The organism is Marinomonas rhizomae (assembly GCF_003315485.1).
GTDB classification, from domain to species: Bacteria; Pseudomonadota; Gammaproteobacteria; order Pseudomonadales; family Marinomonadaceae; genus Marinomonas; species Marinomonas rhizomae.
In genome coordinates this window covers 1-21,360 of sequence record NZ_QNSE01000015.1, presented here as the reverse complement: position 1 = coordinate 21,360, position 21,360 = coordinate 1, and the positions used below count along the sequence as shown (strand labels likewise).

The following is a 21,360-nucleotide window of genomic DNA, read 5'->3' as shown; positions in this document are numbered from 1 at the left end:
AGCCCATCGAAGGATGGGCTTGGGGGTGTTTGGTTCTTAAGAAGTTAAGAGAGATTTTTATTTGATGTTAGTACTTCAATGTAGTCATTATGATTCAGCACTATTGTTTTAATACCCAAAAATCCATATATTTGCCTTGTACGATGATATAATTTTTTATCTTTAGTTACGAAATAATTTGATTTCGTTGCAGATAAAATATGTTCTATATCATGAACACTACTTTTAATCGTTCGTTCCTTTGTATCAACTTTATATGACAATAAATCTAATGAATTGTAAAGCGTATAAATCGCATGCAACAAATCATCACGCTTAAAATGTTCTTTTATATCATTTTTATTTTTAAAGCTTGAATGCGTATAAAATAACAATTCTTGAAACGCTTCATCGCTTAACGAGTTGAATATATCTACACTATTACCGATATCTTTTTTGTGAATTTCATCATTATATTTATCTAAAAATATTTCTCTATCGGATGATGATATTACTTTAAGTGCTTCAATTGCTTCTGTGCTACCCGGATATGCTCTAACACGTTGAAATCCATATTTAGGTTCTTCCTTTACAAAATAATAACCATCTACACGAGGTAGAACAAATATATTATCAGTTAGTTTCGATACTTTTGAAAGTAACCTATCAACATCCATTTCATTTATTATTTTATTAATTTCTTCTAAATGAGAAGGACTATAACAAAAATCATACTTTTTTTTAAGTTCACTAACCTGATCAAAAACTATTTTTTTTTGATCATAATCAGATAGCATATTCTGATCGAAATATATAACTTCTCTTTCAGCTTCGTATTCAGAATAGTTAAAAATCGACTCGCCATTATTTATGGCATACAAAGCATCATCACGCTTTTTTGTTTTTTTCCAAACATGAAGTTTTTCCCTTAAACTATCACGGTCAATTTCACGCTCGCCACTTAGATCCGTCAGCGTTTCATTATAAAATATATAATCATAACAGTATGGGCATTCCATACACGGAATAATCTCTCTACCCGGTAAAGACCATAACTCTTTATACCAAGGAAGAAGTTCATTTAAACGTTTATGCTTAAGAATACCTTCTAGAATTTGTTCCAATAACTTACTAGAAACATAAGCTTTTCTGCAATTATCCATAACCTGACTCCATTCTTTGTAAAGCAGTACTAATTTACATTCAAAAGACAATCAATTCCATCTAACCAATCCCCAAAATCTATCCCTTTACCCCAATAAAAACAACAACTAAAGCCCACTTATGTAGGCTTTAGTTGTTTGTTGCTTAAAAGTCGACGAAGCTGCGTTGGGCGTAGTCTTTCATACGGTCGATGTTGTCGTTTACCCAGTAGGCTTGTCTGAGTGAGAGAGTTAGTTGGGCTATTTGCGTTTGGTGCAAACGGACGGCTTGGATTAGGTCGATGAGTTCTTTTGAGGGAACGACGACGGGGTCGCTTTGTATCTGCATGGATTTGACGATGTTGTTGAGCAGTTGCCTTCCTTGGAGGGAATAGCTGTCGGTTTCTGCGACGGCGGTGCTGTCGGTGGTCGCGGGGAGGTGTTTTTGCTCGTTGAGCTGTTTTTCTATTTGGTGCTTTTCCATTTGATTAAAGGCGTTGATGTAGGCTTCTTTGAACTGGGCGGCTTTTGCGCCGGTGAAGCCCATGGCCAAGAAGACGAAGCCGTCGCGGGTGATGCGATACATAGGGCGAGATTCGCCTTTTCCATCTTCATATTCAACCAACGCAAAATTGCGTTCGTTGAATTCAGCACTGCATTCAAGCTTTTCTACACGACGTAATACGTCTGAGTGACGTTTGCCAAAGCACTTGGCAAGATCGGTCGAGGTGGTAGTGATTTGGTCGTTGATGATTTGAACAACGGGTGCATCAATGCTTGAGATAATGTCCGTAGCCATGTTTGGCCTCCTGTGTATGATGTTGGCCACCTCGTGAGGTACTAATCTCAGTAAGGTGGTGGATCTAAATCAGGTTAGTACTACCGCCACAGGAACGGCCTAGCCGAAGCTAGCCCAACAAAGACCCACCATAACAGGCAAATCTTGGCCACAAAAAAACACGCTCTGCGTGTTTTAGGCCGCTGTGTAAGACGGGGTACTAATCCCGAGCACTGGAATTTGCCAGTGCAAGGAGAATGTTAGATCAAGATTGGGTACGGGTCAATGGGATAAATTTTCAAATAACGCCGCACTTAGCAAAACGAAGATTTCAGTGCAGCGGCTACAGTGCCTTGTTATATTTTATATACCAACAATATTCTTAATATCTTTATCATTGAGGAGAAAGATTGGAGCACCAAGAGCTTCATTGTAGTTGTTCATGACACACAACTCTGAATATAGTCCTTTAGACAAGATAAAATTATCACCCTCTGGAACCTCAAAGGGTTGCGTGAAGTGAAAACCGTACTTCTCATAGAAGGCTACTTTGTCCGAAGGACAGAGCAAAGAGATCATGGGTTCATTTTCTGCAAGAGATGTTAGTATTTGCCCACCTATACCATGCCCACGGAACTCTTCTTTTACGTATATTTTGTGGAGATACTTTGGAAATTTAGGATCTGGATGCACGAAGAGCATGGCATACCCATATAGCTCCTGATCATTATGTGAAATTGCAATTCTCAAATGGCCAGCTTTATAGCATTCATCCAGCACTGAGACTATATAAGCCAATGCGTTTTTACGGTCACCCTCATCAAACATAATGAAATATGTAAGAAGGCTAGGACTCAAAGCTAAGTCTGAGAGCATACCCACAGATTCAAGATCATATATGTCATTTAGGAAATAATCAGCGGTGTATTCCATGCAGGGCTCCGTTCTTGAGGAAATGTAACTACTAGCAGGGTTACGGTAGCGAAACCGTAACTACAACCACCTGCTGAACGACTACGTGATCTTTAAACATCTGTCGAATCGTCTTTCTCAGTTGGCGGTTGATTATCTTTAGCTAGAGATTGATTCTTTTTTGATGATTTTGGCTTATATTCCCTACCTGTTACAAAAACTGTTACCAAAGCGATTACAGTTGTGCCACCAATAACACCTCCCAGCACATCATGCCCATTAATTCCCAGATATCCAGCCAATACTAAAGATAAAATGCCTAATGTAAGGCCAGACAACTGACTTACAATTCGCTCGTAAAATTTGAAGTTCATTGCTTTATTAGACAAATCACTCCTTGTGTCAATGGATTGTTTGTGAACAGCCATTAAGTGGGCAATATATCCTGCATGCTTTTCCTCTACCAAAATCATTTCTTCGGCAGGAGGAAAGGGACCGGATCGAACCATTGTACTGCGAGTCTGAATAGAGAACGCTAAACGAGACAGTAACTCTTCATTCTTTAGCAAATCTCCCTTTAAGGCAGGATCCTTTTCGATCATCTCCCCAATTTCAGGATTTTGTTTCTCAAGCAAATCAAGCAAGGCAGCTTTAGTATCTCTTTCTGTATGAGAGCTTTTATCTGGATTTTCTTTCATTGAGAACTACAACTTTTTTAGAAGGTGCTACAGAATAACCATATTGTTGGGCTAAGCTTTCGTAAGCCTCATTCATTGTCACTCTAACGTCACGAGCAGAAAGCTCTAATAGCTCACCCTCTTTGGGCACCATTGCCATGTAATCTGTTTCAGGGAAAAGGTTAAAAATGCTTCCCATTCCTTTTAAGAAATTACTCATATCACGTACTCCATGGTCAATCTAATATGCACTATATGGGCAAATAAACTGGCAAAACTTAGGGTAACTAGCTACATAACAGACAAAAACGATGGAACTAGTTACCTACACACAATGTGTATTTCGCACTAAAGTGACGGAGTCGTCAACATTTTTTTATATTAACTCAATTAAGCGGGTCTCTTATTTTTTGACACCTCTAACACTGTGCATGCAAAGGCTTTTACCTAACTCCCCAGCTTATCCGTCAAAGCTCCCATCGGCTCTTGTGGCGACGTCCATATTGCCCATCATGCCTTGTGCAAATTCGGCCTTGAGTCTTTCTATTACTTGGTCGCTGATTTGTTGGTCGTAGGCTGGGTTGCCTGTTGGCGTTAGGTGGATGATTGGCGCGAAGGTCATGCTTTTGTTGTTGTTTTGGAGCTGTTGGCTTTGCTGGGCGATGGCTTCTGGTGCGGGTTGGTCGGTTTTGTCGTCTTCAAACCATCCGCCAATTTTGCTGCCGATCCATTCCCCTGCACTCTCCCCTAGGAAACCACCGCCCATGCCACCTGCAATAGAGCCGACGATTCCCCCAATAGCGGTGCCGATAATGGGCACGACGGAACCAATGGCGGCTCCGGCTAACCCGCCAGCGGCTGCACCACCCAAGCCCCCTGCCATGTCGCCAGCGGTGGCACCGATTTGCGTGCTGTTACCTTGGGATATGGTGGAAGCAAGGCCTGCGCCTTGAAGGGAGATGTCTAATGGACGAAAGAGTTTCCCCGCGCCTTTTAGCATGCCGCCAGCGAGTCGGCCATATTTGCCCAGACGAAAACGTCCGCTTAGCCGGAAAGGTCTTGTCTTACGCTACCAACTAAGGCGTTAAAGCACTTTCTTCGTTATTAAGCATCGCTCTTCTGTTTTAAAAACTGTTCACGGACGCGCATGGCAAGCTGTACATCAAAGTTAAGATGGTGAAATTGGATATCCGCCGTGAGAGCATCAAGGATGTGAGATACCGCTTTAAGTGTGTCTATATCTTTCATGGCAGTGTCTATTAGCTCTAAGGTAGTAACAAGCTGCCGGCAGTTTGCTTTCTCTTGCAAACCAGCACGGTAAAGCTGGCGAATAGTCGATGAGCATTCAGCACTTAATCTTGATAAGGCTTTAGCCGTTCGCAATAAATTTGGATCGGCCTGAATGCCCAAAAGTCGCTCGCTCACGGTCTTCTTTCCTGAAAACACAAAAAAGGCACCTTTTCTAATGGTTGACTAGGCTTAACGCGAATAAAGCTTGGCATCGTATTCCAATACGCCACGAGTTAGCTTTTCTATTCTCAAAGCTTGCTTCTCTGGAATCACTGATCCCCATTGAGAAACAGAGCTTCGAGTAATGTTTAATGACTGCGCTAAACGCCGCTGACTCCCAAAGTGTTTAATCACTTTTTCCTTATACATAACCAATCCTTACGAAAAACCACCAAAAGTTCACTTTTATAAACATTACAAGTAAATAAAAATAAACTCAAGATAGTTTAGTATTCTTAACATGGATATTTCAGATAGAATCAGACAAAAAATGACGGAGCAAAATCTAAAAGCCGTCGACATAGCGAGAATGACGGGTGCGACTAAAGGGTCTGTCAGTCAATGGCTCAATGGTATTTCTTCGCCTGGCGGAAAGTACATTGTATCTCTCACAAAGGCGCTACATTGTGATGCAAACTGGTTATTTTCAGGCATCACCGCTGCACCAAGATATGCACATGCGTTGAGCCTCTCACACGAGAACACTCAACCAACCACTAAACCGATACCTGTTATTAGCCATGAAATGGCTTTTACATGGGATAAAGACAGTAATTATTCGTCCATAGGGAAAGACGTACTATGGGAACATGGCCCATCTACTGTAAGCCAGCAAGCATTTTGGCTAGAAGTGGTTGGTGACAGCATGATCTCTCCAAATGGTCCAAGTATTGGTGAAGGCCATTTAATTTTAGTAGATCCACAGCTCCCTGCTAGAAACGATAGTTTCGTCGTAGCAAAATTCAACAATACCCGTGACATCACTTTCAAAAAACTGGTGATTGATGCCAGACAAACGTATTTAAAACCATTAAACCCAGATTATCGCCCTACTGAATTTAATAATGAATGCCAAATTATTGGCGTCGTTGTAGAAGCCAAATACCTTTTTTAGCGGGCAGTCAGCCCGCTTCACTTCCCGCCTCTAACATTTATGTTTTTGCCTACTTCAATCATAGTATATTTTTATTGACAAAATTAAATATATTTAACTAAACTTTATGTTTGTAAAAATAAACTATGTAAGGATATATAATGTGCTAATCCTGACTCGACGCTCTAATGAAACCATCAATATCGGCGATAACATTCAAATAACTGTTTTAGGCATAAAAGGCGGACAAGTCCGAATCGGTGTAACAGCACCCAAAGACGTGACGGTACATCGCGAGGAAATTTATAAACGCATTGCGGCAGAAAAACAAAGAGTAGAACCTGAATCTTATTGGCCGTGATGGCATTACTAAAATAGAAACAATGGCTAACCTAGGAAAATACAAAGAAACAAAAGTACCGCCATTCTGCTAAGGTGGTTTCGCCTTTTCGGGTGCCATGGAGTAATTGCGTCATGAAGAAAACTCGCTTTGCCTTGGCTTGTTTATTGATGGCTGCGACGAGTTTGATTTCACTTTTGCTCTATAAACCTCAATGTTTTCCTCAAGCTCTTAGATATCTTGTAATTTTATGACATAATGTGGTGCATCAGTCGCAGGGAGTTGTTCCCTTATGTCGCGGCGCTTTTTTGAATTAATTCGATAGTAGAAGCATGTCAATAGATAACGGGGTAACCCCAGTAAACCCAAGCAGTAAGCTTGATCGTCGCTTTAGCATTGCACCCATGATGGATTGGACTACATCCGATTACCGAGTTTTCGCTAGAAAATTGAGTAAAAATACACTGCTTTATACCGAAATGGTGACAACTGGAGCCTTGCTGCAAGGTAATCATCCTGAAAGATTCTTACGTTATGATGATTGTGAACATCCTATTGCCTTGCAGTTAGGCGGATCTGACGCGGTTGCCTTGGGTAAATGCGCAAAAATGGCTCAGCAAGCGGGCTTTGACGAGGTTAACCTTAATGTGGGCTGCCCAAGCGACAGAGTACAAAACAGTTTAATCGGTGCATGTTTGATGGCTTACCCTGATAAGGTAAAAGACGCCATGCGTGCGATGCAGGACAACTGCGACATTCCAGTCACAATCAAACACCGCATTGGTTTAGATGACCAAGAAGATTACAGCGTGGTACGTGATTTTGTCGGTGATGTGGCAACAACGGGCGTAACGACCTTTATTGTCCATGCACGTAATGCAATTTTGGAAGGCTTAAGCCCGAAGGAAAACCGTGAAGTACCACCGTTAAAATACCATTATGTACATCAGTTGAAGAAAGATTTTCCTGACCTTGAAATCATTTTAAACGGTGGCATAAAAACACTAGAAGAATGCCAAGAACAATTGGTGCACGTCGATGGCGTGATGGTTGGCCGTGAGGCTTACCATAACCCTTGGATTTTAAGCCAAGTCGACGAAGTATTATTTGGCGGTCATCCGTTAGTTCATGATCGCTATGCAGCGTTAGAAGCTTTCGTTCCCTATGTTGAACGTAAGCTAGAAGAAGGCGAACGCTTGATGCACCTAACCCGACATATTTTGGGTATTTTTCAGGGTGAAGCCGGCGGCAAACAGTTCCGTCGCTACCTATCTGAAAATGGTCACAAAGCTGACGCAAAGGTAAATGTATTATTAGAGGCCATTGAATTGGTCAAACATCATCAACGCAAAGGATAAGAGCAATGAGCAACAAGTTATCTCAGTTAAAAGAGTTCACGACCATTGTAGCCGACACCGGTGATATCACGGCGATCAAAGATTTTTTACCAGAAGATGCCACAACTAACCCATCTTTGATGCTTAAAGCTGCGCAAATTCCAGAATACGCCCCTTTCCTTGACCAAGCCGTTGCTTGGGCAAAAACGCAAAGCAACGATAAAGACCAACAAATTCTTGACGCTGGTGACAAGCTTGCTGTTATTGTTGGCACTGAAATTCTTAAATATGTTCCAGGCCGTATCTCTACTGAAGTTGATGCGCGTTTGTCTTTTGATAAAGAAGCGACACTAGCGAAAGCACGCAAATTGATTGCACTCTATGAAGAAGCAGGCGTTTCTCGTGACCGCGTTCTTATTAAAGCGGCGTCTACTTGGGAAGGCATCAAGGCCGCAGAAGAGCTAGAAAAAGAAGGCATCAACTGTAACCTGACGTTGCTATTCTCTTTCGCTCAAGCACAAGCGTGTGCTGAAGCGGGCGTTTATCTGATTTCTCCATTTGTTGGTCGTATCCTTGATTGGTACAAAAAGTCCACTGGCCAAGAATACACTGCAGAAACAGATCCAGGTGTTGTGTCTGTGACAGAAATCTACAACTACTACAAACAGCATGGTTACAACACCGTGGTTATGGGCGCGAGCTTCCGTAACATTGGCGAAATCGAGCAACTTGCTGGTTGTGATCGTTTGACTATCAGCCCTAACCTACTGGAAGAGTTGAAAAAAGACGAAGGCAAACTTGAACGTAAATTGGTTCCAACAACTGATGTAAAACCTGCTCCAGCTTCTATCACAGAAGCGGCATTCCGTTGGGCGATGAACGAAGACGCAATGGCGACAGAAAAACTATCTGAAGGCATTCGCAACTTCGCAGCAGATCAGCGTAAGTTGGAAGTTACTCTAGCTTCTATGCTTTAATTATAGCGACTGCGCTTAGCATTTATTGGTTATAAACCATTAAACAGTAGCAAGTAAGTTATGCTAAAAACGCGACCTAGGTCGCGTTTTTTATGTATCAAAAGAAGAACAAACGATGAACGAAACAACAGAGTTAGCAAAAATGATCCGTGGCGAAGCCTTTAACGCTATCGATCTTGACCTTCGTCTACGCAGAGAAGCTGCGCGCCTTGCTTGCGCTAAATTCAATGCACACCCAAGCAAGGGCAACCTTCGTCATGTTACGCGTTTATTTGCAGAGTTTGGCAGTGTAGTGATTGAACCAGGTTTTCAATGCGACTATGGTTCGCAAATTCATCTTGGAGAACGTGTCTTTATTAACTTTCAATGCATCTTCTTAGACAGCGCTACAATTTATATCGGTGACGATGTATTGATCGGCCCAGGTGTCCATCTTTATACAGTGGATCATCCAAGAGATGCGGACTGCCGTGCTTCTGGCAAATGTTTTGCTCGCCCTATTAGTATTGGTAACAACGTCTGGATAGGCGGTGGAGCCAAAATCCTCCCCGGCATTGAAATTGGAAATAACGCCATTATCGCAGCCAACGCAGTGGTTACTCGAAATGTCACTGAGAATGAGCGTTATTTTGGACCATCGCGTTAGATCGCAACTCTAACAAGTAAGCTCAGGTCGTTACTTCTTGCATTATCACACGAAAAAACACGATTTGACGCCTTAATTAGCGCGTCACTGAACACTTCATCCAACTAGGTAAGCAATCGGCAATTGCAAAGGAAATACCTGTCCAAGCCCTCATTTTGCGACTATTTTGTATATACTTCACTGAAATTCGCGGTAAGAGGTCGCCTTTATGAAAACTTGGATTCTATTTTTAGCTAGCCTGATGGCGCTAAATGTTAGTGCCTCAGACGCTATCACAGATAACTCTTTGGATGTGCAGACTGTCACACAGTTTGACGGCATTCCTTGGGGGATTTCCATCATTAATGATCAAGAAGCTATCGTCACCATTAAAAAAGGGGCTGCTTACAAGGTGGATTTAACTACCGGCAAAAAACTCGCCCTGACAGGTCTTCCTGACGTTGATAAGCGAGGCCAAGGTGGCTTGCTTGATGTAGCAAAATCTCCTCTTTTTAATGAACAGGGTTGGTTATATTTCACCTATTCCAAGCCAACAGACGAGGGTTCAAAGACCACATTAGCCAGAGCAAAGCTAATTGGCAACTCACTAACCAAATGGCAAGATTTATTGGCCACAGATTCTGCGAGCAATACATCAAAACATTATGGTGGACGTATCGCCTTTGATGATCATGCACATGTCTTTTTCTCGGTTGGTGATCGAGGCGTTCGTGAAAATGCGCAAGATTTAACAAACCATGCCGGCAGCGTGATTCGTTTAAATTTAGATGGAAGCGTGCCAGCGAACAACCCGTTTGTGACTCATGCGAATATACGTAATGAAATCTGGAGCTATGGACATCGTAACCCTCAAGGCCTTTTTTACGACACAGATACACATACTCTTTGGTCAAATGAACATGGCCCAAGAGGCGGTGACGAAATAAATCTTATTCGTCCAGGTGCTAACTATGGCTGGCCAATCGTATCTTACGGAAAGGAATATTGGGGTCCTATTAATGTGGGAGAAGGCCAAACAAAAGACGGCATAGACAACCCTGCCAAGGTGTTTATTCCCTCTATCGCGCCAAGCAGTTTAATTCGCTACAAGGGCATGTTGTTTTCAAACTGGAGCGGTGATTTTCTATCCACTGCGCTCGCTTTAAGGCATTTGAATAAGATCAAAATAGATAAAAATGGCGAGACAACCGAAACACGTTATCTTCAACACTTAGATGAACGCCTTCGCTCAATTGCTCAGGATTCAACGGGTGTCCTATATATTGGCACAGACTCAGGGAAACTTTTGAGGATTACCCTAGCAATGGATACCGAACTAAAGCAATAGAATAAGGTGCATTCATTAATGCACCTTTATCCTTCAGCAACAACACAGTTTCGATCATTGCTCTTCGCTTGATATAAACGTTTATCTGCTACTGCATATAAATGGGTAAAATCACGGCTTTCTTTGTGACTTGCTGCCACACCAATACTGACAGTATAGTGAATCTCCACGCCTTCGGATTCAAAAGTATTGTTGTTAATGAACAGGCAAAATGTCTCTGCCCAATGCTGACTTTGCGCAGCAGGCATAAACACACAAAACTCTTCTCCTCCGATACGAAATAGCTGCCCATTATCATCAACATAGCTTCTTAAATGGTTCGCAAAGTCGACTAGAACGGCATCACCGACATCATGACCGAAGGCGTCGTTTATTTTTTTAAAGTGATCTAAATCGATTAAAATAAACGCTAAACCATCACCAGACGCTTCAGTCTTAGAGAGTTGATCACGGTAGCTTGCCGTAACACCTCTACGATTAGCTAATCCAGTTAAGGGGTCTGTTGTTGCTATTTTCTTTAACGCCTTCAGCATTCTTTTATGTGTGAAATGAGCACCAGACGTTAAACCCCAAGCGACAAAATAGGTAAATGCCAAATTCACAAAAATGCGGACAAGACCCATACCATAATCTTCATAAAACCGTATAAATAGAATGGCAGTAGTGAGGCAGAAACACACACCAGTCAACCAAAATCCGGCTCGTTTACCGAGTAAAAGATAGGAGCCCATTGGGAAAATCAGCACCCAGACTTGTCGACCTGAATACAAAGAGGAAAAAGCAATACCCAGTAAAATGCAGCCAAAAATAAAAGCGACATAAATAAATTTAACCCATTGGTAATAGTTTCGATCTTTAGGGCAAAACCAGACACATACTGTCAAAATGAAAAGCAAGAATTCAAAAAAGGCAATTGAATACTGCGTTGAATAAATATTAAGCATTATTAGCAACAGGCAAGAACTACCAATCACAATCAAAAAGGCATTTAATAACGAGTTGTTAAATGCCTCTTCATTAAACCAATGTGGTGTCGCTAATTGCTTTCTCATTTATTTCCATCAAATTAATTATTCAGACCAACTGTCACTGGTTGGCTCATCACCCCAACTGTCACTAGCTGTCTCGTCGCCCCAGCTGTCACTGCCTGAGTCATCACCCCAGCTGTCACTAGCGGTCTCGTCGCCCCAGCTGTCACTACCTGAGTCATCACCCCAGCTATCGTCTGCAGAATCGGTTTTATCGGCCGCTTTTTTCTTCTGCGGTGGATTGCCATCGTAAACTTCATAAGCTCGACTCTGTAGATAGACATCCCTTATAAAGCTGTATCTATCACCAACAATCATGCCTTCCGCATTTAAATAACGTGCTCGCGTTTCAATAACATCAAGCCCTAGCAGACCAAGTTTTTCATCACTATTTAAATCAAGCATGCCTGTTTCATCAATATAGGTGTATTCAACCACCAATCCAGAACCGTCACGGACGGTAGAGGGACCTAAAAACGGTAATACTAAATACGGGCCAGATGACACTCCCCAGTAGCCTAACGTCTGACCAAAGTCTTCGTCGTACTGTTTTAAGCCAAGCTCACTAGCAACATCAAAAATACCGAACCAACCTGCTGTACTATTGATAAGAAAACGGAAAGTGGATGACGCAGTTTCATCCCATTTCCCCTGAAATAGATTATTGGTTATATTTCCAATTTCGCCAAGATTAGAGAAAAAATTGCTCACACCTTTTTGCACGGGATTGGGTGTTATCGCTTTATAGCCTTTCGCAATTGGTTTTAATACAGCACCATCAATAGTGTCATTAAAGATAAACATAGAACGGTTAAAGCCTTCCCATGGGTCTTCTTCCGTAGCTGCAGATACAGCTTGAGAAAACATGAAAATCAAGCTTAGAAATAAAGAACCTATTACATTCAGCATTTTATATTCACCATATATCCTTACATTATAGTCAGTCTATTCAAAAACAGAGTAATGACTGGCTAAACTAGTTTCTTTACTTCTTGCCACTGTTTAGACAAGCGTTTTTCTGAAATAGGCTCTAACGTGCCAACTGACTGTGCAAATAAAGAAATACGATATTCTTCTAGCATCCATCGATATTTGATCAGTTCTGGATCATACAAGGCTTTCTCGTCATGAGCTTTTTTCTGTCTAGAATAGGCCAGCCAAAGACCTTCCAACTCAGACACATATTGATTCTCTTTGTTCAAATGATTCTGAAAACGCTCCAAACGCACTTCAATGCCTTTAAAATAACGCGGTAACTGCCCCAACCAAAACAGTGGCGTGTTGCCAATAAAACCAGGATAAATAAGCTGCTCTAATTGAGTTTTAATGTCGCCGTAAACTCGCGTCCAAGGTAAAGGAATGCTGCCTTTCATTCTTTTAGCCACGCCTTGGTAAGACGAGAGTACGCGATAGAGCTGTCCCGCCATATCATTCGCAACACTAACTAATTCCGGCTTATGATTCAAAATACAGTGTTCGAATTCTGCTTTTGTTCGCGGTAAAGCCCGACCATCCAAAAAAACCTTGTCCAAAACTGCATTCAGTAAATCGTTCAGCAAGGCTTCCTTTTGCCCCAATGGAGAAAAAATCAGCATAGACTCTTTAAGATGCGGTAGATTCTTTTGTAAGTAACGCATTTCTTTGCTCAAGGTTAGCTTAAGCAGTGTGATCACACCTTTTCTGTGAGTTTCAACAGCAGTATTTCTATCATCAAACATCTTTAAAGAAACGTTTTCGCCGTCAGCAACTAACGCAGGAAATGCTGTGACTTTAATACCCGCTTGCTTGATTTCTTGACGCTCAGGAATGTCCTGATCTGGCCAAGCCGTTAAGCCTTCCTGTTCATGTTGTTTGGTACCAAATTTTGCAAAGCTTTCTTCGACTAAATCGCTAAATTGAGTCTGCAGCTGTGCTAGGTTTTTACCAACGCCAAGCACTTTGCCACGTTCATCCACCACTTCCAAATTCAAGGTTAAATGAGAATCTAGCTTTTCAGCATTCCACTCATTTAATGGGATATCAATCAGTGTTTCACGCTTAATCTGCAAACTAAGTTGCTCAAGCAAATCGCCTTTGTCTTTCGACAAATTAGGGTATACGCGATCCACAAACTGTGGAATCGGCACAAAACGACGACGCAACGCTTTTGGCAAAGCCCGTAACAAGGCTTCACAACGTTCTTTGATAAACCCAGGAACGGCCCACCCTAAGTCTTCTAAGCTGAGCTGGCGCAACAACCCCACTGGCACTTTTAACGTCGCACCATCAGCCTCTTGACCTGGGTCGAATTTGTAATCAATCGGTAGAGCGACGCCATTTAAACCAAAAGAGTCAGGAAAAGCATGATCGTCGACTGCCACATCCTGATTAATCAAATCATCGCGAGTCATCAATAACGCATCTGGTGACGTTTTGACAAAGTGCTCTAAGCTTTTTAAATTACGTACGTGATCTGGCAAACGAGAGTCATAGAACGTAAATACTGTTTCGTCATCCACCAAAATATCACGCTTACGCAACTTAGCTTCTTGGGTTTCCAACGACTCAATTAAAGCTTTATTCTTACGATAGAAGGTCTGTTTGGTGCGAAGCTCTCCTTCCACCAGCCCAGAGCGAATGAAAATTTCACGCGCTTCTTCTGGGTTTACATGACCATAGTCGATACGACGCTTCGCCACAATAATTAGACCATACAGTGAGACCTGCTCGTTGGCCATAATACGACCTTGATTACGCTCAAAATGTGGATCAAAGTATTGACGTTTTACAAATGGTGCTGCGTATTCTTCGATCCAAGTGGAATCAATACGCGCAGTCACTCGTGCATAAAGCTTCGTCGTTTCGACCAACTCAGCGGCCATAATCCATTGCGGAGGCTTCTTAAATAACATGGAGCCTGGGAAAATCGCCAATTTGCGTGAACGACAGCCAAGCATTTCTTTGCTGTCTTCCATTTTATTCGCGACTTGCGTGAACATACCGGCCAACAAAGAACGATGAATGGCTTCATAATGACGCTCTTCATGCTGCACTTCTTTAAAGCCAAGCTGTTTACAAGCAATCATAATTTGACGATGAATATCACGCCACTCACGCATGCGCATAAAATTCAAAAACTGCTTGCGGCAATATTGGCGCAATTGATTTTGCGATAAGGCTTGGCGCTGTTCCTCAAAACGCTCCCACAAATTCAAGAACACGATGAAATCTGAATCTTCGTCTTTATCAACGGCATGCGCTTGGTCTGACTGAGTTTTCTTATCCTGCGGACGCTCACGGGGGTCAGGCACTGACAAGGCACTGACAATAATCCCGACTTCTTTAAGAACACTATGTTGCTCGGCAGCAATAAGTATGCGACCTAATTTAGGGTCAATTGGCAACTTAGCCAACTGGCGACCAATAGGAGTGAGGCGCTCTTTATTCAATGCGCCCAGTTCCGTCAAAGCACGATAACCATCATTGATCATGCGTTTTTCAGGCATTTCAACGAAAGGGAATTTTTCAACCGCACCAAGCTTTAGGTTAGCCATCTGCAAAATGACCGATGCTAAGTTAGTCCGGAAGATTTCCGGATCGGTGAATTCAGAGCGATGGTTAAAATCTTCCTCGTCATACAAACGAATACAAATACCGTCCGCCACACGGCCACAACGCCCTGCCCTTTGGTTAGCACTGGCTTGGCTGATTTTTTCAATCGGCAATTGTTGCACTTTGGAACGCACGCTGTAGCGACTAATGCGCGCCAAGCCAGGGTCAATAACGTAACGAATACCCGGCACAGTCAATGAGGTTTCTGCCACGTTGGTCGATAATACAATACGGCGACCTGAGTGAGATTTGAAAATACGCTGTTGTTCGCTGGCGCTCAATCGCGCATACAAGGGTAAGACTTCAGTGCCTCGCAACTCAGCGCGACGTAGGATCTCAGCTGTCTCACGAATCTCCCTTTCACCTGGTAAAAACACGAGAATGTCTCCGGCACCACGATAGCCAGACTGACGTTCTTCGGCTATTAATAGCTCTACCGCGTCTAAAACACCTTGTTCCATACTTTGGTCTTCATCTAACTCTTCCGAGTCAGACTTGCTTAGTAATGGTTGGTATCGCACTTCAACAGGATAGGTTCGACCAGATACCTCGATAATCGGCGCGTTTTCAAAGTGCTCAGAAAAACGCTCGACGTCTATGGTTGCCGAGGTAACAATGACTTTTAGGTCTGGGCGAGCTGCTAATACTTGTTTCAAATAACCAAGCAAGAAATCGATGTTTAAACTACGCTCATGGGCTTCATCGATGATAATGGTATCGTATTTATAAAGTCGCTTATCTTGCTGGATTTCTGCCAACAATATGCCATCAGTCATCAGTTTAATCAGGGTTTCTTCATTACTTTCGTCATTAAAACGAACCTGAAAACCCACTTGTTCACCGAGATTAACTTGCAACTCATCACTAATACGTTCAGCGACGCTACGAGCGGCAATTCGTCTTGGCTGCGTATGACCAATCAAACCCGCAATGCCTCGACCGGCTTGCAAGCACATTTTTGGTAATTGCGTGGTTTTCCCTGACCCTGTTTCCCCGGCAATAATCACCACTTGATTTTCTTGAATCGCCTTAATAATTTCATCTGCACGGTTAGCAACGGGCAAGCTCTCATCGTAAGTAATTTTTGGCATGCGAGACAAACGAGCTTGATATAAGGTTTCTGATTTTTCGATGAGTACATTCAATTCAGACTGCATACGATCAAAAGGCAAACCATCCTTTTGACGCTTACTAAGCTGTACTTGTTTTTGATCAATTAGATGACGATCGCGCGTCATTACGGCATTTGTCGACATGATAGGTAAACTTGTATCCTTGATTACTTGGCGCAAAAAATAGTGGTAATACATAACGCGCCGTTTGTATTAGAAGCTTTAAGTACCAAGCTTTCAGTCAAGCAAGGTTGTTGTACGAAAACCTCTATCTATATAGTTGTAAATTCTAACATCAATCCCAAGGTAAGGGTTATAGTGAACAACATTCGCGGCGCATCTAATATGATGTTGTCATTATTCTCTAAAAGATCAACTAACTACAGATCAACAACAAAAAGGAAATGGTATGTCTCATCAAATATTTGAAGATAACTCTCTTACCATTGGCAACACGCCACTAGTACGTTTAAATCGTATCGGGAATGGAAATATTTGGGCAAAACTCGAATCTCGTAACCCGGCTTTCTCAGTAAAATGCCGCATTGGCGCCAACATGGTGTGGGATGCAGAAAAGAAAGGCATTCTGAGCAAAGGTAAATCCATCGTCGAAGCCTCTAGTGGTAACACAGGCATTGCCTTATGTTTCGTTGCTGCGTCTCGAAGCTACCCAATTACTATTACGATGCCATCCAGCATGAGTGTAGAACGCCGCCAAGTCATGAAAGCCTTAGGTGCAACCATCGTTCTTACTGAACCAGCGAAAGGAATGAAAGGGGCTATTGCCAAAGCAGAAGAAATCGCTCAAGACGATAATTTTGTATTGCTGCAACAATTCGAAAACCCAGCCAACCCAGAAATCCATGAAAAAACCACTGGCCCAGAAATTTGGCAAGACACCAATGGTGAAATCGACGTTTTCGTCGCTGGTGTTGGCACTGGTGGCACCATCACTGGCGTAAGTCGCTACATTAAAAATACCCAAGGCAAAGCCATCACAAGCGTAGCCGTTGAACCAACCACTTCGCCTGTCATTACGCAAACGATTAATGGCGAAGCTCCGACCCCTTCACCACACAAAATTCAAGGTATTGGTGCAGGTTTCATACCGAAGAATCTAGACCTTTCCATTGTAGACCGTGTTGAACAAACATCCAACGAAGATGCCATTGCCATGGCGAAACGCCTGATGCGTGAAGAAGGTATCTTGTGTGGCATTTCTTGTGGAGCCGCTGTCGTTGCGGCAGAGCGTTTGAGTAATCTAGACGAATTTAAAGACAAGAAAATCGTCGTGATACTACCTGACTCTGGTGAGCGTTACTTATCTACGGCTTTATTTGAAGGTGAATTCACTGACAACGAATTGGTTCAGTAATTTATTTCCATTGATAACCCCTCCCGTTCACCCCCTTACTAAGGGGGTGAAGCAAACAGTCTGCTTGTTCTTATGCCTTTCAAGGCGAGGGTTGGGAGGGTCATGTCTTAGAGCAAAGCGTAATTAATGCGGCTTCTTAGCCCCGTAACGAACTATGTCTTTGCCATTTTCGAACACATCAGTCGTCACCCAACGTCCCAGCACCAACTGCTGGTTATCATCCAGCACAGCCACAAACGGGCGACCGTTTGCATTATTTGTCGCTAGCGCTACACCAGATACGTTATCCAACCCTAAACCACCCATTTCAACCAAACGCAAAAACGTTTCAAGCTCACCTAAGGTTTCAATTACATCATTATCATTAATCATTCGTTTTACTCTGTTACATCAATAATGGTGCTAGAATAACAGTTATCGCAACGAGAGAAAAACAGGAAACGCCTACCCCAAATCATACAATTCATTTTTTGCCGTTTTCTTTCGGGTCGCATCACAAACAAAAGCCTTTAAACATTGTCCTTATAAACATTGTCCTTATAAACATTGTCCTTATAAACATTGTCCTTATAAACATTGCCCTTCGGCACAACAGCCGAGTCTAGGTTCACCAAACCTCCCATTTGATATTTCATTTAAGAATGTCTTATTTACTTAGTTTAAAAAGTTCTTTAAATTAACTTCAATATTCCTTTAGTTTATATATAATCGCTCTAAATTTTAATTATTTGGAGTGCTCTGATGCGCCTATTGATAACTCTCACCGCTTTACTTTTAGGTAGCTGGAGCAGCTTAGTTACGGCAGCCGACAAAAGCCTTGAAATTGGCTATATGCCTATTATCCCGATCTCCCAAGCGTTTATTGTTTTGGAAGGTGACACATTAGACGAGGCAGGTGTTAGCGAGCCTAAATTATTTCAATTTCAAAACGGACCAGCCATAGTACAAGCACTATTGGCTGGTCAATTAGATGTTGCTTATCTTGGTATTGGACCTGCAATGGTTGCTCGTGCTAAAGGAGCGGATATTAAAGTTGTCGCCTCCAATATTGTAGAGCAAATCAGCATGGTTGCATTAGGCAGCTTGTCGTCCTACTTTGATAAAGGCGATGCAAAAACAGCGTTTGCTCGTTTCAAAGCAGACAACGGCCGTAAAGCGGTTATATCTACATTTCCAAGAGGCTCTGTACCAGAAACGGTATTGCAGTATTGGTTGCAAAATCAGTTAGGTATGAGTAATGATGACATCAAACAAAACATCGATATCATCTATCAAGGCGCCGCCCAAGTTCAGCAATCATTGATGACCGAAGCGGTAGATGGAGCAGCGATTTTAGAGCCTGTCGTCAGCATCATTCGAGATCGAAAGTCTGATGCAAAAGTCGTCGCATCGGGTTCTGGTATGTTCCCACATCAACCCGGCGCAGTATTAGTTGTACGTGAATCCTTAATCAATGAGGATCCAATGCTAGTAAAAGCATTGGTAAAAGCACATATCGCAGCAACCGACGAATTGCATAACAACCCGGAAAAAGCAGTAAAATCCGTAAAAAAATATGTTGGTGGTGGTCGCTTAGCCACGAAAATCGTATTAAATGCGTTGAAAAACTCACGTAATCAATTTGAAGCAAATCCGAATACCATTATTGATGGCACTCGTACTATGCATGACTTTCAAGCTAGCCAAGGCACACTGAAAGTCAATGTCGACCTTGATGCTTTGTTTGATGTTCGTTTTTATAACGATATTGTTAAGGAGTAAGCTCTAATCATGCCATTACAGGCCCATACTTTAACAGGCTCTCGATTAGGCCGTGCCTTATTAGGAATCATCGGTGTGGCAGCATTTGTCATGCTCTGGAAGTACGCTCAATCAGCAGGTTGGGCGGCAGCAGGAACCATACCAGATCCATTTAGATTGCCACAAGCACTGGCCGATGAATGGACATCAGAGCGCTTAATGCCGGCGGTTCTTTCTAGTTTGGTTCACTATATTTGGGGGCTAGCTATTGGCACATCCCTTGGTTTCTTAATCGGCACATTGGCGGCCTCTTCATCACTACTAGATGCTTTACACGCCTGGTTAGCGCGAATTCTACGCCCCATTCCTCCTTTAGCTTGGGTTGTCTTTGCTATTGCTTGGTTCAAAGTAAGCCATGCGGGTGCGGCCTTTGTGATTGCAATAGGCGTGTTTTGGGTCAATTACTTTGCCACGTATTCTGCCGTACGTAATGTGGATACTCGCTTTTACGAACTAGCGCGTGCTTTTGGCCAAAACGGGCACTTTCGTCAGGCGATTCAAGTGACGCTACCAGGAGCTGCGACAGGCATTTTTTCTGGCATCAGAACGGGAATTGGCCAAGCTTGGATGACCTTGATTGCAGCCGAGTTGCTCGGCGTTCCAGGTATGGGACAAGAAATGAATTCCGCCGCTGGTGTCGGTGCTTACGAAGTCGTTGTCGTGTATATGCTCATTATTTCTCTGGTTTACACCTTAAGCGATACCCTATTTGGTTTGATTGAAAAGCGAGTGTTAACATGGCGTCCATCTTAAATATTGAAGATTTAGCCTATCATTATGGCAACAACCCTGACCCTGTTTTTGCGGGTTTAAACCTTCGATTGGAAGACGGTGAGTTCATTGCCGTTGTGGGCGGATCTGGCGTCGGAAAATCGACCCTGTTACGCTGTGTAGCTGGGTTGGCTAAAGCAAGTCATGGCAACATTGCTCTTCATGTTGAAGAAGATGACACACGACGCTCTCGTGGGGTCGTATTTCAAGATGGTCGTTTAATGCCTTGGCGTCGTTTGCGTAGCAATATAGCGTATGGACTAAAAGGACTTAAATTAACGGCAGAAGAGAAACGCGTTCGAGTAGATGAAGTGTTAAAATTGGCTCGACTTGACGAATTAGCTGAACGTTGGCCCCACCAATTATCTGGCGGTCAAGTTCAGCGAGGCGGCATTGCCAGAGCACTAGCGGTCAAGCCCCATTTATTATTAATGGATGAACCTTTCAGTGCAGTAGACGCCATCACACGCCAGCATTTACAAGATCAGTTACTAGCAATTTGGGAACAAACACGTAAAGCAGTAATGTTTATCACCCATGACATAGAAGAAGCGGTATATTTGGCGGATCGTGTGCTAGTACTGTCTGGTTCGCCAGCTAACATAGTACTTGATCAATGCATTGAGCTGCCACGCCCTCGTCATCGCGGCACAGACACTCTACAGAAACTGGCTCAAGACATTGCCAACGCACTTTAATTTTTTAAAAGGATAAACTCATGGCTATTACTCAGTTATTGATTCACGCTCCAACTGTTGATGCGCTGAAACGAGCACAGAATAATGCACGCAATTTGCTGAAATTAGAACCTGATGCCCAAATAGAGATTGTCATCAATGGCCCAGCAACAGCTTTGGCTGTCACATTAAGTGATGAAGATATTTTAAGTCGTCTGGTAATTTGCCGAAATAGCCTGCAAGCTCAAACTCTTTCCGCTCAAGACCAAGTTAAGCAAGTCGACGCAGCGGTTCAATACCTTGCCCATCAACAAGCAAAAGGCTGGTCATACATTCGCGCCTAAGCTATTTTTTAAATCAATCGATAAGCAATAAATTTCGACAGACAAGGGCAAGATATAACCCCACCCTAGCCCTTGTATCTTTCTAAGTGAATTGCTTAGCTAGTAATTCACTCTAGTCTGGTAAGTATGTTCCTAGCCCAAGCACTTTGATGCTGTAGGGGAGA

At 42.7% G+C, this 21,360-nt stretch carries 23 protein-coding genes; 11 read left to right on the top strand and 12 right to left on the bottom strand.

The window, feature by feature from the left end:
• Positions 1-44: 44 nt before the first annotated feature.
• From DFP80_RS17555 to DFP80_RS17520, 8 genes are all read right to left on the bottom strand, one after another.
• Complete coding sequence (locus DFP80_RS17555) at positions 45-1,142, bottom strand: hypothetical protein (protein ID WP_113918118.1); 1,098 nt, start codon at positions 1,140-1,142, stop codon at positions 45-47.
• Between the two features lie 145 nt (positions 1,143-1,287).
• Positions 1,288-1,920, bottom strand: coding sequence for a Rha family transcriptional regulator (locus tag DFP80_RS17550; protein ID WP_113918117.1), 633 nt, complete (start codon positions 1,918-1,920; stop codon positions 1,288-1,290).
• 342 nt (positions 1,921-2,262) lie between these two features.
• Positions 2,263-2,832 carry a GNAT family N-acetyltransferase gene (locus tag DFP80_RS17545; RefSeq protein ID WP_113918116.1) on the bottom strand — a complete coding sequence of 190 codons (570 nt, stop codon included), beginning with the start codon at positions 2,830-2,832 and terminating at the stop codon, positions 2,263-2,265.
• A 92-nt stretch (positions 2,833-2,924) separates the two neighbouring features.
• Entirely contained in the window at positions 2,925-3,509 is a 585-nt protein-coding gene (locus tag DFP80_RS17540; protein WP_113918115.1) for a hypothetical protein, read from the bottom strand.
• The gene (locus DFP80_RS17535; RefSeq protein ID WP_113918114.1) at positions 3,490-3,708 is read right to left on the bottom strand and encodes a hypothetical protein; all 219 of its coding nucleotides are present in this window, start codon (positions 3,706-3,708) and stop codon (positions 3,490-3,492) included. The genes DFP80_RS17540 and DFP80_RS17535 overlap by 20 nt, the downstream gene beginning before the upstream one ends.
• Before the next feature lie 240 nt (positions 3,709-3,948).
• The gene (locus DFP80_RS17530) at positions 3,949-4,488 is read right to left on the bottom strand and encodes a hypothetical protein (RefSeq protein WP_113918113.1); all 540 of its coding nucleotides are present in this window, start codon (positions 4,486-4,488) and stop codon (positions 3,949-3,951) included.
• 104 nt (positions 4,489-4,592) lie between these two features.
• Positions 4,593-4,913 (bottom strand): hypothetical protein, encoded by a 321-nt coding sequence (locus tag DFP80_RS17525; protein ID WP_113918112.1) that lies wholly within the window; start codon positions 4,911-4,913, stop codon positions 4,593-4,595.
• Positions 4,914-4,967: 54 nt separating this feature from the next.
• Positions 4,968-5,147 (bottom strand): Cro/CI family transcriptional regulator, encoded by a 180-nt coding sequence (locus DFP80_RS17520; RefSeq protein ID WP_113918111.1) that lies wholly within the window; start codon positions 5,145-5,147, stop codon positions 4,968-4,970.
• Between the two features lie 91 nt (positions 5,148-5,238).
• Between DFP80_RS17520 and DFP80_RS17515 the strand changes: the two genes are divergently transcribed.
• The 6 genes from DFP80_RS17515 (at position 5,239) to DFP80_RS17490 (ending at position 10,498) form a co-directional block, all read left to right on the top strand.
• Positions 5,239-5,892 (top strand): LexA family protein, encoded by a 654-nt coding sequence (locus tag DFP80_RS17515; protein ID WP_113918110.1) that lies wholly within the window; start codon positions 5,239-5,241, stop codon positions 5,890-5,892.
• A gap of 142 nt (positions 5,893-6,034) precedes the next feature.
• Complete coding sequence (gene csrA, locus DFP80_RS17510; RefSeq protein ID WP_100188010.1) at positions 6,035-6,232, top strand: carbon storage regulator CsrA; 198 nt, start codon at positions 6,035-6,037, stop codon at positions 6,230-6,232.
• Between the two features lie 311 nt (positions 6,233-6,543).
• Positions 6,544-7,569, top strand: a complete 1,026-nt coding sequence (gene dusA, locus DFP80_RS17505; RefSeq protein WP_113918109.1) for a tRNA dihydrouridine(20/20a) synthase DusA — start codon at positions 6,544-6,546, stop codon at positions 7,567-7,569.
• Positions 7,570-7,574: 5 nt separating this feature from the next.
• On the top strand, positions 7,575-8,525 hold the full coding sequence (gene tal / locus DFP80_RS17500; RefSeq protein WP_113918108.1) for a transaldolase: 951 nt from the start codon (positions 7,575-7,577) through the stop codon (positions 8,523-8,525).
• Between the two features lie 115 nt (positions 8,526-8,640).
• Positions 8,641-9,171, top strand: coding sequence for a sugar O-acetyltransferase (locus DFP80_RS17495; RefSeq protein WP_113918107.1), 531 nt, complete (start codon positions 8,641-8,643; stop codon positions 9,169-9,171).
• Positions 9,172-9,379: 208 nt separating this feature from the next.
• Positions 9,380-10,498 (top strand): PQQ-dependent sugar dehydrogenase, encoded by a 1,119-nt coding sequence (locus DFP80_RS17490; protein ID WP_113918106.1) that lies wholly within the window; start codon positions 9,380-9,382, stop codon positions 10,496-10,498.
• Positions 10,499-10,524: 26 nt separating this feature from the next.
• On the opposite strand, the gene DFP80_RS17485 is transcribed toward DFP80_RS17490, so the two are convergent.
• From DFP80_RS17485 to hrpA, 3 genes are all read right to left on the bottom strand, one after another.
• Entirely contained in the window at positions 10,525-11,550 is a 1,026-nt protein-coding gene (locus DFP80_RS17485) for a GGDEF domain-containing protein (protein ID WP_241560338.1), read from the bottom strand.
• Between the two features lie 18 nt (positions 11,551-11,568).
• Positions 11,569-12,435, bottom strand: coding sequence for an MlaA family lipoprotein (locus DFP80_RS17480; RefSeq protein WP_113918105.1), 867 nt, complete (start codon positions 12,433-12,435; stop codon positions 11,569-11,571).
• A gap of 62 nt (positions 12,436-12,497) precedes the next feature.
• Positions 12,498-16,373: an ATP-dependent RNA helicase HrpA gene (gene hrpA, locus DFP80_RS17475; RefSeq protein WP_113918104.1), complete on the bottom strand. Its 3,876-nt coding sequence runs from the start codon at positions 16,371-16,373 to the stop codon at positions 12,498-12,500.
• 265 nt (positions 16,374-16,638) lie between these two features.
• Between hrpA and cysK the strand changes: the two genes are divergently transcribed.
• Positions 16,639-17,604 (top strand): cysteine synthase A, encoded by a 966-nt coding sequence (cysK, locus tag DFP80_RS17470; protein WP_113918103.1) that lies wholly within the window; start codon positions 16,639-16,641, stop codon positions 17,602-17,604.
• Between the two features lie 123 nt (positions 17,605-17,727).
• On the opposite strand, the gene DFP80_RS17465 is transcribed toward cysK, so the two are convergent.
• The gene (locus DFP80_RS17465) at positions 17,728-17,976 is read right to left on the bottom strand and encodes a hypothetical protein (RefSeq protein ID WP_113918102.1); all 249 of its coding nucleotides are present in this window, start codon (positions 17,974-17,976) and stop codon (positions 17,728-17,730) included.
• A gap of 369 nt (positions 17,977-18,345) precedes the next feature.
• Here DFP80_RS17465 and DFP80_RS17460 point away from each other — a divergent pair, with 369 nt between their 5' ends.
• From DFP80_RS17460 to DFP80_RS17445, 4 genes are read left to right on the top strand one after another with little or no spacing between them, the layout of a single operon-like run.
• A complete protein-coding gene (locus DFP80_RS17460; protein ID WP_113918101.1) occupies positions 18,346-19,365 on the top strand; it encodes an ABC transporter substrate-binding protein in 1,020 nt (339 codons plus the stop codon).
• A 9-nt stretch (positions 19,366-19,374) separates the two neighbouring features.
• The gene (locus DFP80_RS17455) at positions 19,375-20,157 is read left to right on the top strand and encodes an ABC transporter permease (protein ID WP_113918100.1); all 783 of its coding nucleotides are present in this window, start codon (positions 19,375-19,377) and stop codon (positions 20,155-20,157) included.
• Entirely contained in the window at positions 20,142-20,873 is a 732-nt protein-coding gene (locus tag DFP80_RS17450) for an ABC transporter ATP-binding protein (protein WP_113918099.1), read from the top strand. The genes DFP80_RS17455 and DFP80_RS17450 overlap by 16 nt, the downstream gene beginning before the upstream one ends.
• Before the next feature lie 20 nt (positions 20,874-20,893).
• The gene (locus DFP80_RS17445) at positions 20,894-21,196 is read left to right on the top strand and encodes a DsrE family protein (RefSeq protein WP_113918098.1); all 303 of its coding nucleotides are present in this window, start codon (positions 20,894-20,896) and stop codon (positions 21,194-21,196) included.
• The last annotated feature ends 164 nt before the right edge of the window (positions 21,197-21,360 follow it).

Bases quoted from the DNA above. Each gene is read 5' to 3' on its own strand.
- DFP80_RS17490 (WP_113918106.1), top strand. From the start codon at position 9,380: ATGAAAACTTGGATTCTATTTTTAGCTAGCCTGATGGCGCTAAATGTT.
- DFP80_RS17555 (WP_113918118.1), bottom strand. From the start codon at position 1,142: ATGGATAATTGCAGAAAAGCTTATGTTTCTAGTAAGTTATTGGAACAA.
- DFP80_RS17545 (WP_113918116.1), bottom strand. From the start codon at position 2,832: ATGGAATACACCGCTGATTATTTCCTAAATGACATATATGATCTTGAA.
- DFP80_RS17540 (WP_113918115.1), bottom strand. From the start codon at position 3,509: ATGAAAGAAAATCCAGATAAAAGCTCTCATACAGAAAGAGATACTAAA.
- DFP80_RS17515 (WP_113918110.1), top strand. From the start codon at position 5,239: ATGGATATTTCAGATAGAATCAGACAAAAAATGACGGAGCAAAATCTA.
- tal (WP_113918108.1), top strand. From the start codon at position 7,575: ATGAGCAACAAGTTATCTCAGTTAAAAGAGTTCACGACCATTGTAGCC.
- DFP80_RS17535 (WP_113918114.1), bottom strand. From the start codon at position 3,708: ATGAGTAATTTCTTAAAAGGAATGGGAAGCATTTTTAACCTTTTCCCT.
- DFP80_RS17520 (WP_113918111.1), bottom strand. From the start codon at position 5,147: ATGTATAAGGAAAAAGTGATTAAACACTTTGGGAGTCAGCGGCGTTTA.
- DFP80_RS17460 (WP_113918101.1), top strand. From the start codon at position 18,346: ATGCGCCTATTGATAACTCTCACCGCTTTACTTTTAGGTAGCTGGAGC.
- DFP80_RS17445 (WP_113918098.1), top strand. From the start codon at position 20,894: ATGGCTATTACTCAGTTATTGATTCACGCTCCAACTGTTGATGCGCTG.
- DFP80_RS17550 (WP_113918117.1), bottom strand. From the start codon at position 1,920: ATGGCTACGGACATTATCTCAAGCATTGATGCACCCGTTGTTCAAATC.
- DFP80_RS17465 (WP_113918102.1), bottom strand. From the start codon at position 17,976: ATGATTAATGATAATGATGTAATTGAAACCTTAGGTGAGCTTGAAACG.
- dusA (WP_113918109.1), top strand. From the start codon at position 6,544: ATGTCAATAGATAACGGGGTAACCCCAGTAAACCCAAGCAGTAAGCTT.
- cysK (WP_113918103.1), top strand. From the start codon at position 16,639: ATGTCTCATCAAATATTTGAAGATAACTCTCTTACCATTGGCAACACG.
- DFP80_RS17485 (WP_241560338.1), bottom strand. From the start codon at position 11,550: ATGAGAAAGCAATTAGCGACACCACATTGGTTTAATGAAGAGGCATTT.
- DFP80_RS17495 (WP_113918107.1), top strand. From the start codon at position 8,641: ATGAACGAAACAACAGAGTTAGCAAAAATGATCCGTGGCGAAGCCTTT.
- DFP80_RS17530 (WP_113918113.1), bottom strand. From the start codon at position 4,488: ATGCTAAAAGGCGCGGGGAAACTCTTTCGTCCATTAGACATCTCCCTT.
- DFP80_RS17450 (WP_113918099.1), top strand. From the start codon at position 20,142: ATGGCGTCCATCTTAAATATTGAAGATTTAGCCTATCATTATGGCAAC.
- hrpA (WP_113918104.1), bottom strand. From the start codon at position 16,373: ATGTCGACAAATGCCGTAATGACGCGCGATCGTCATCTAATTGATCAA.
- DFP80_RS17455 (WP_113918100.1), top strand. From the start codon at position 19,375: ATGCCATTACAGGCCCATACTTTAACAGGCTCTCGATTAGGCCGTGCC.
- DFP80_RS17480 (WP_113918105.1), bottom strand. From the start codon at position 12,435: ATGCTGAATGTAATAGGTTCTTTATTTCTAAGCTTGATTTTCATGTTT.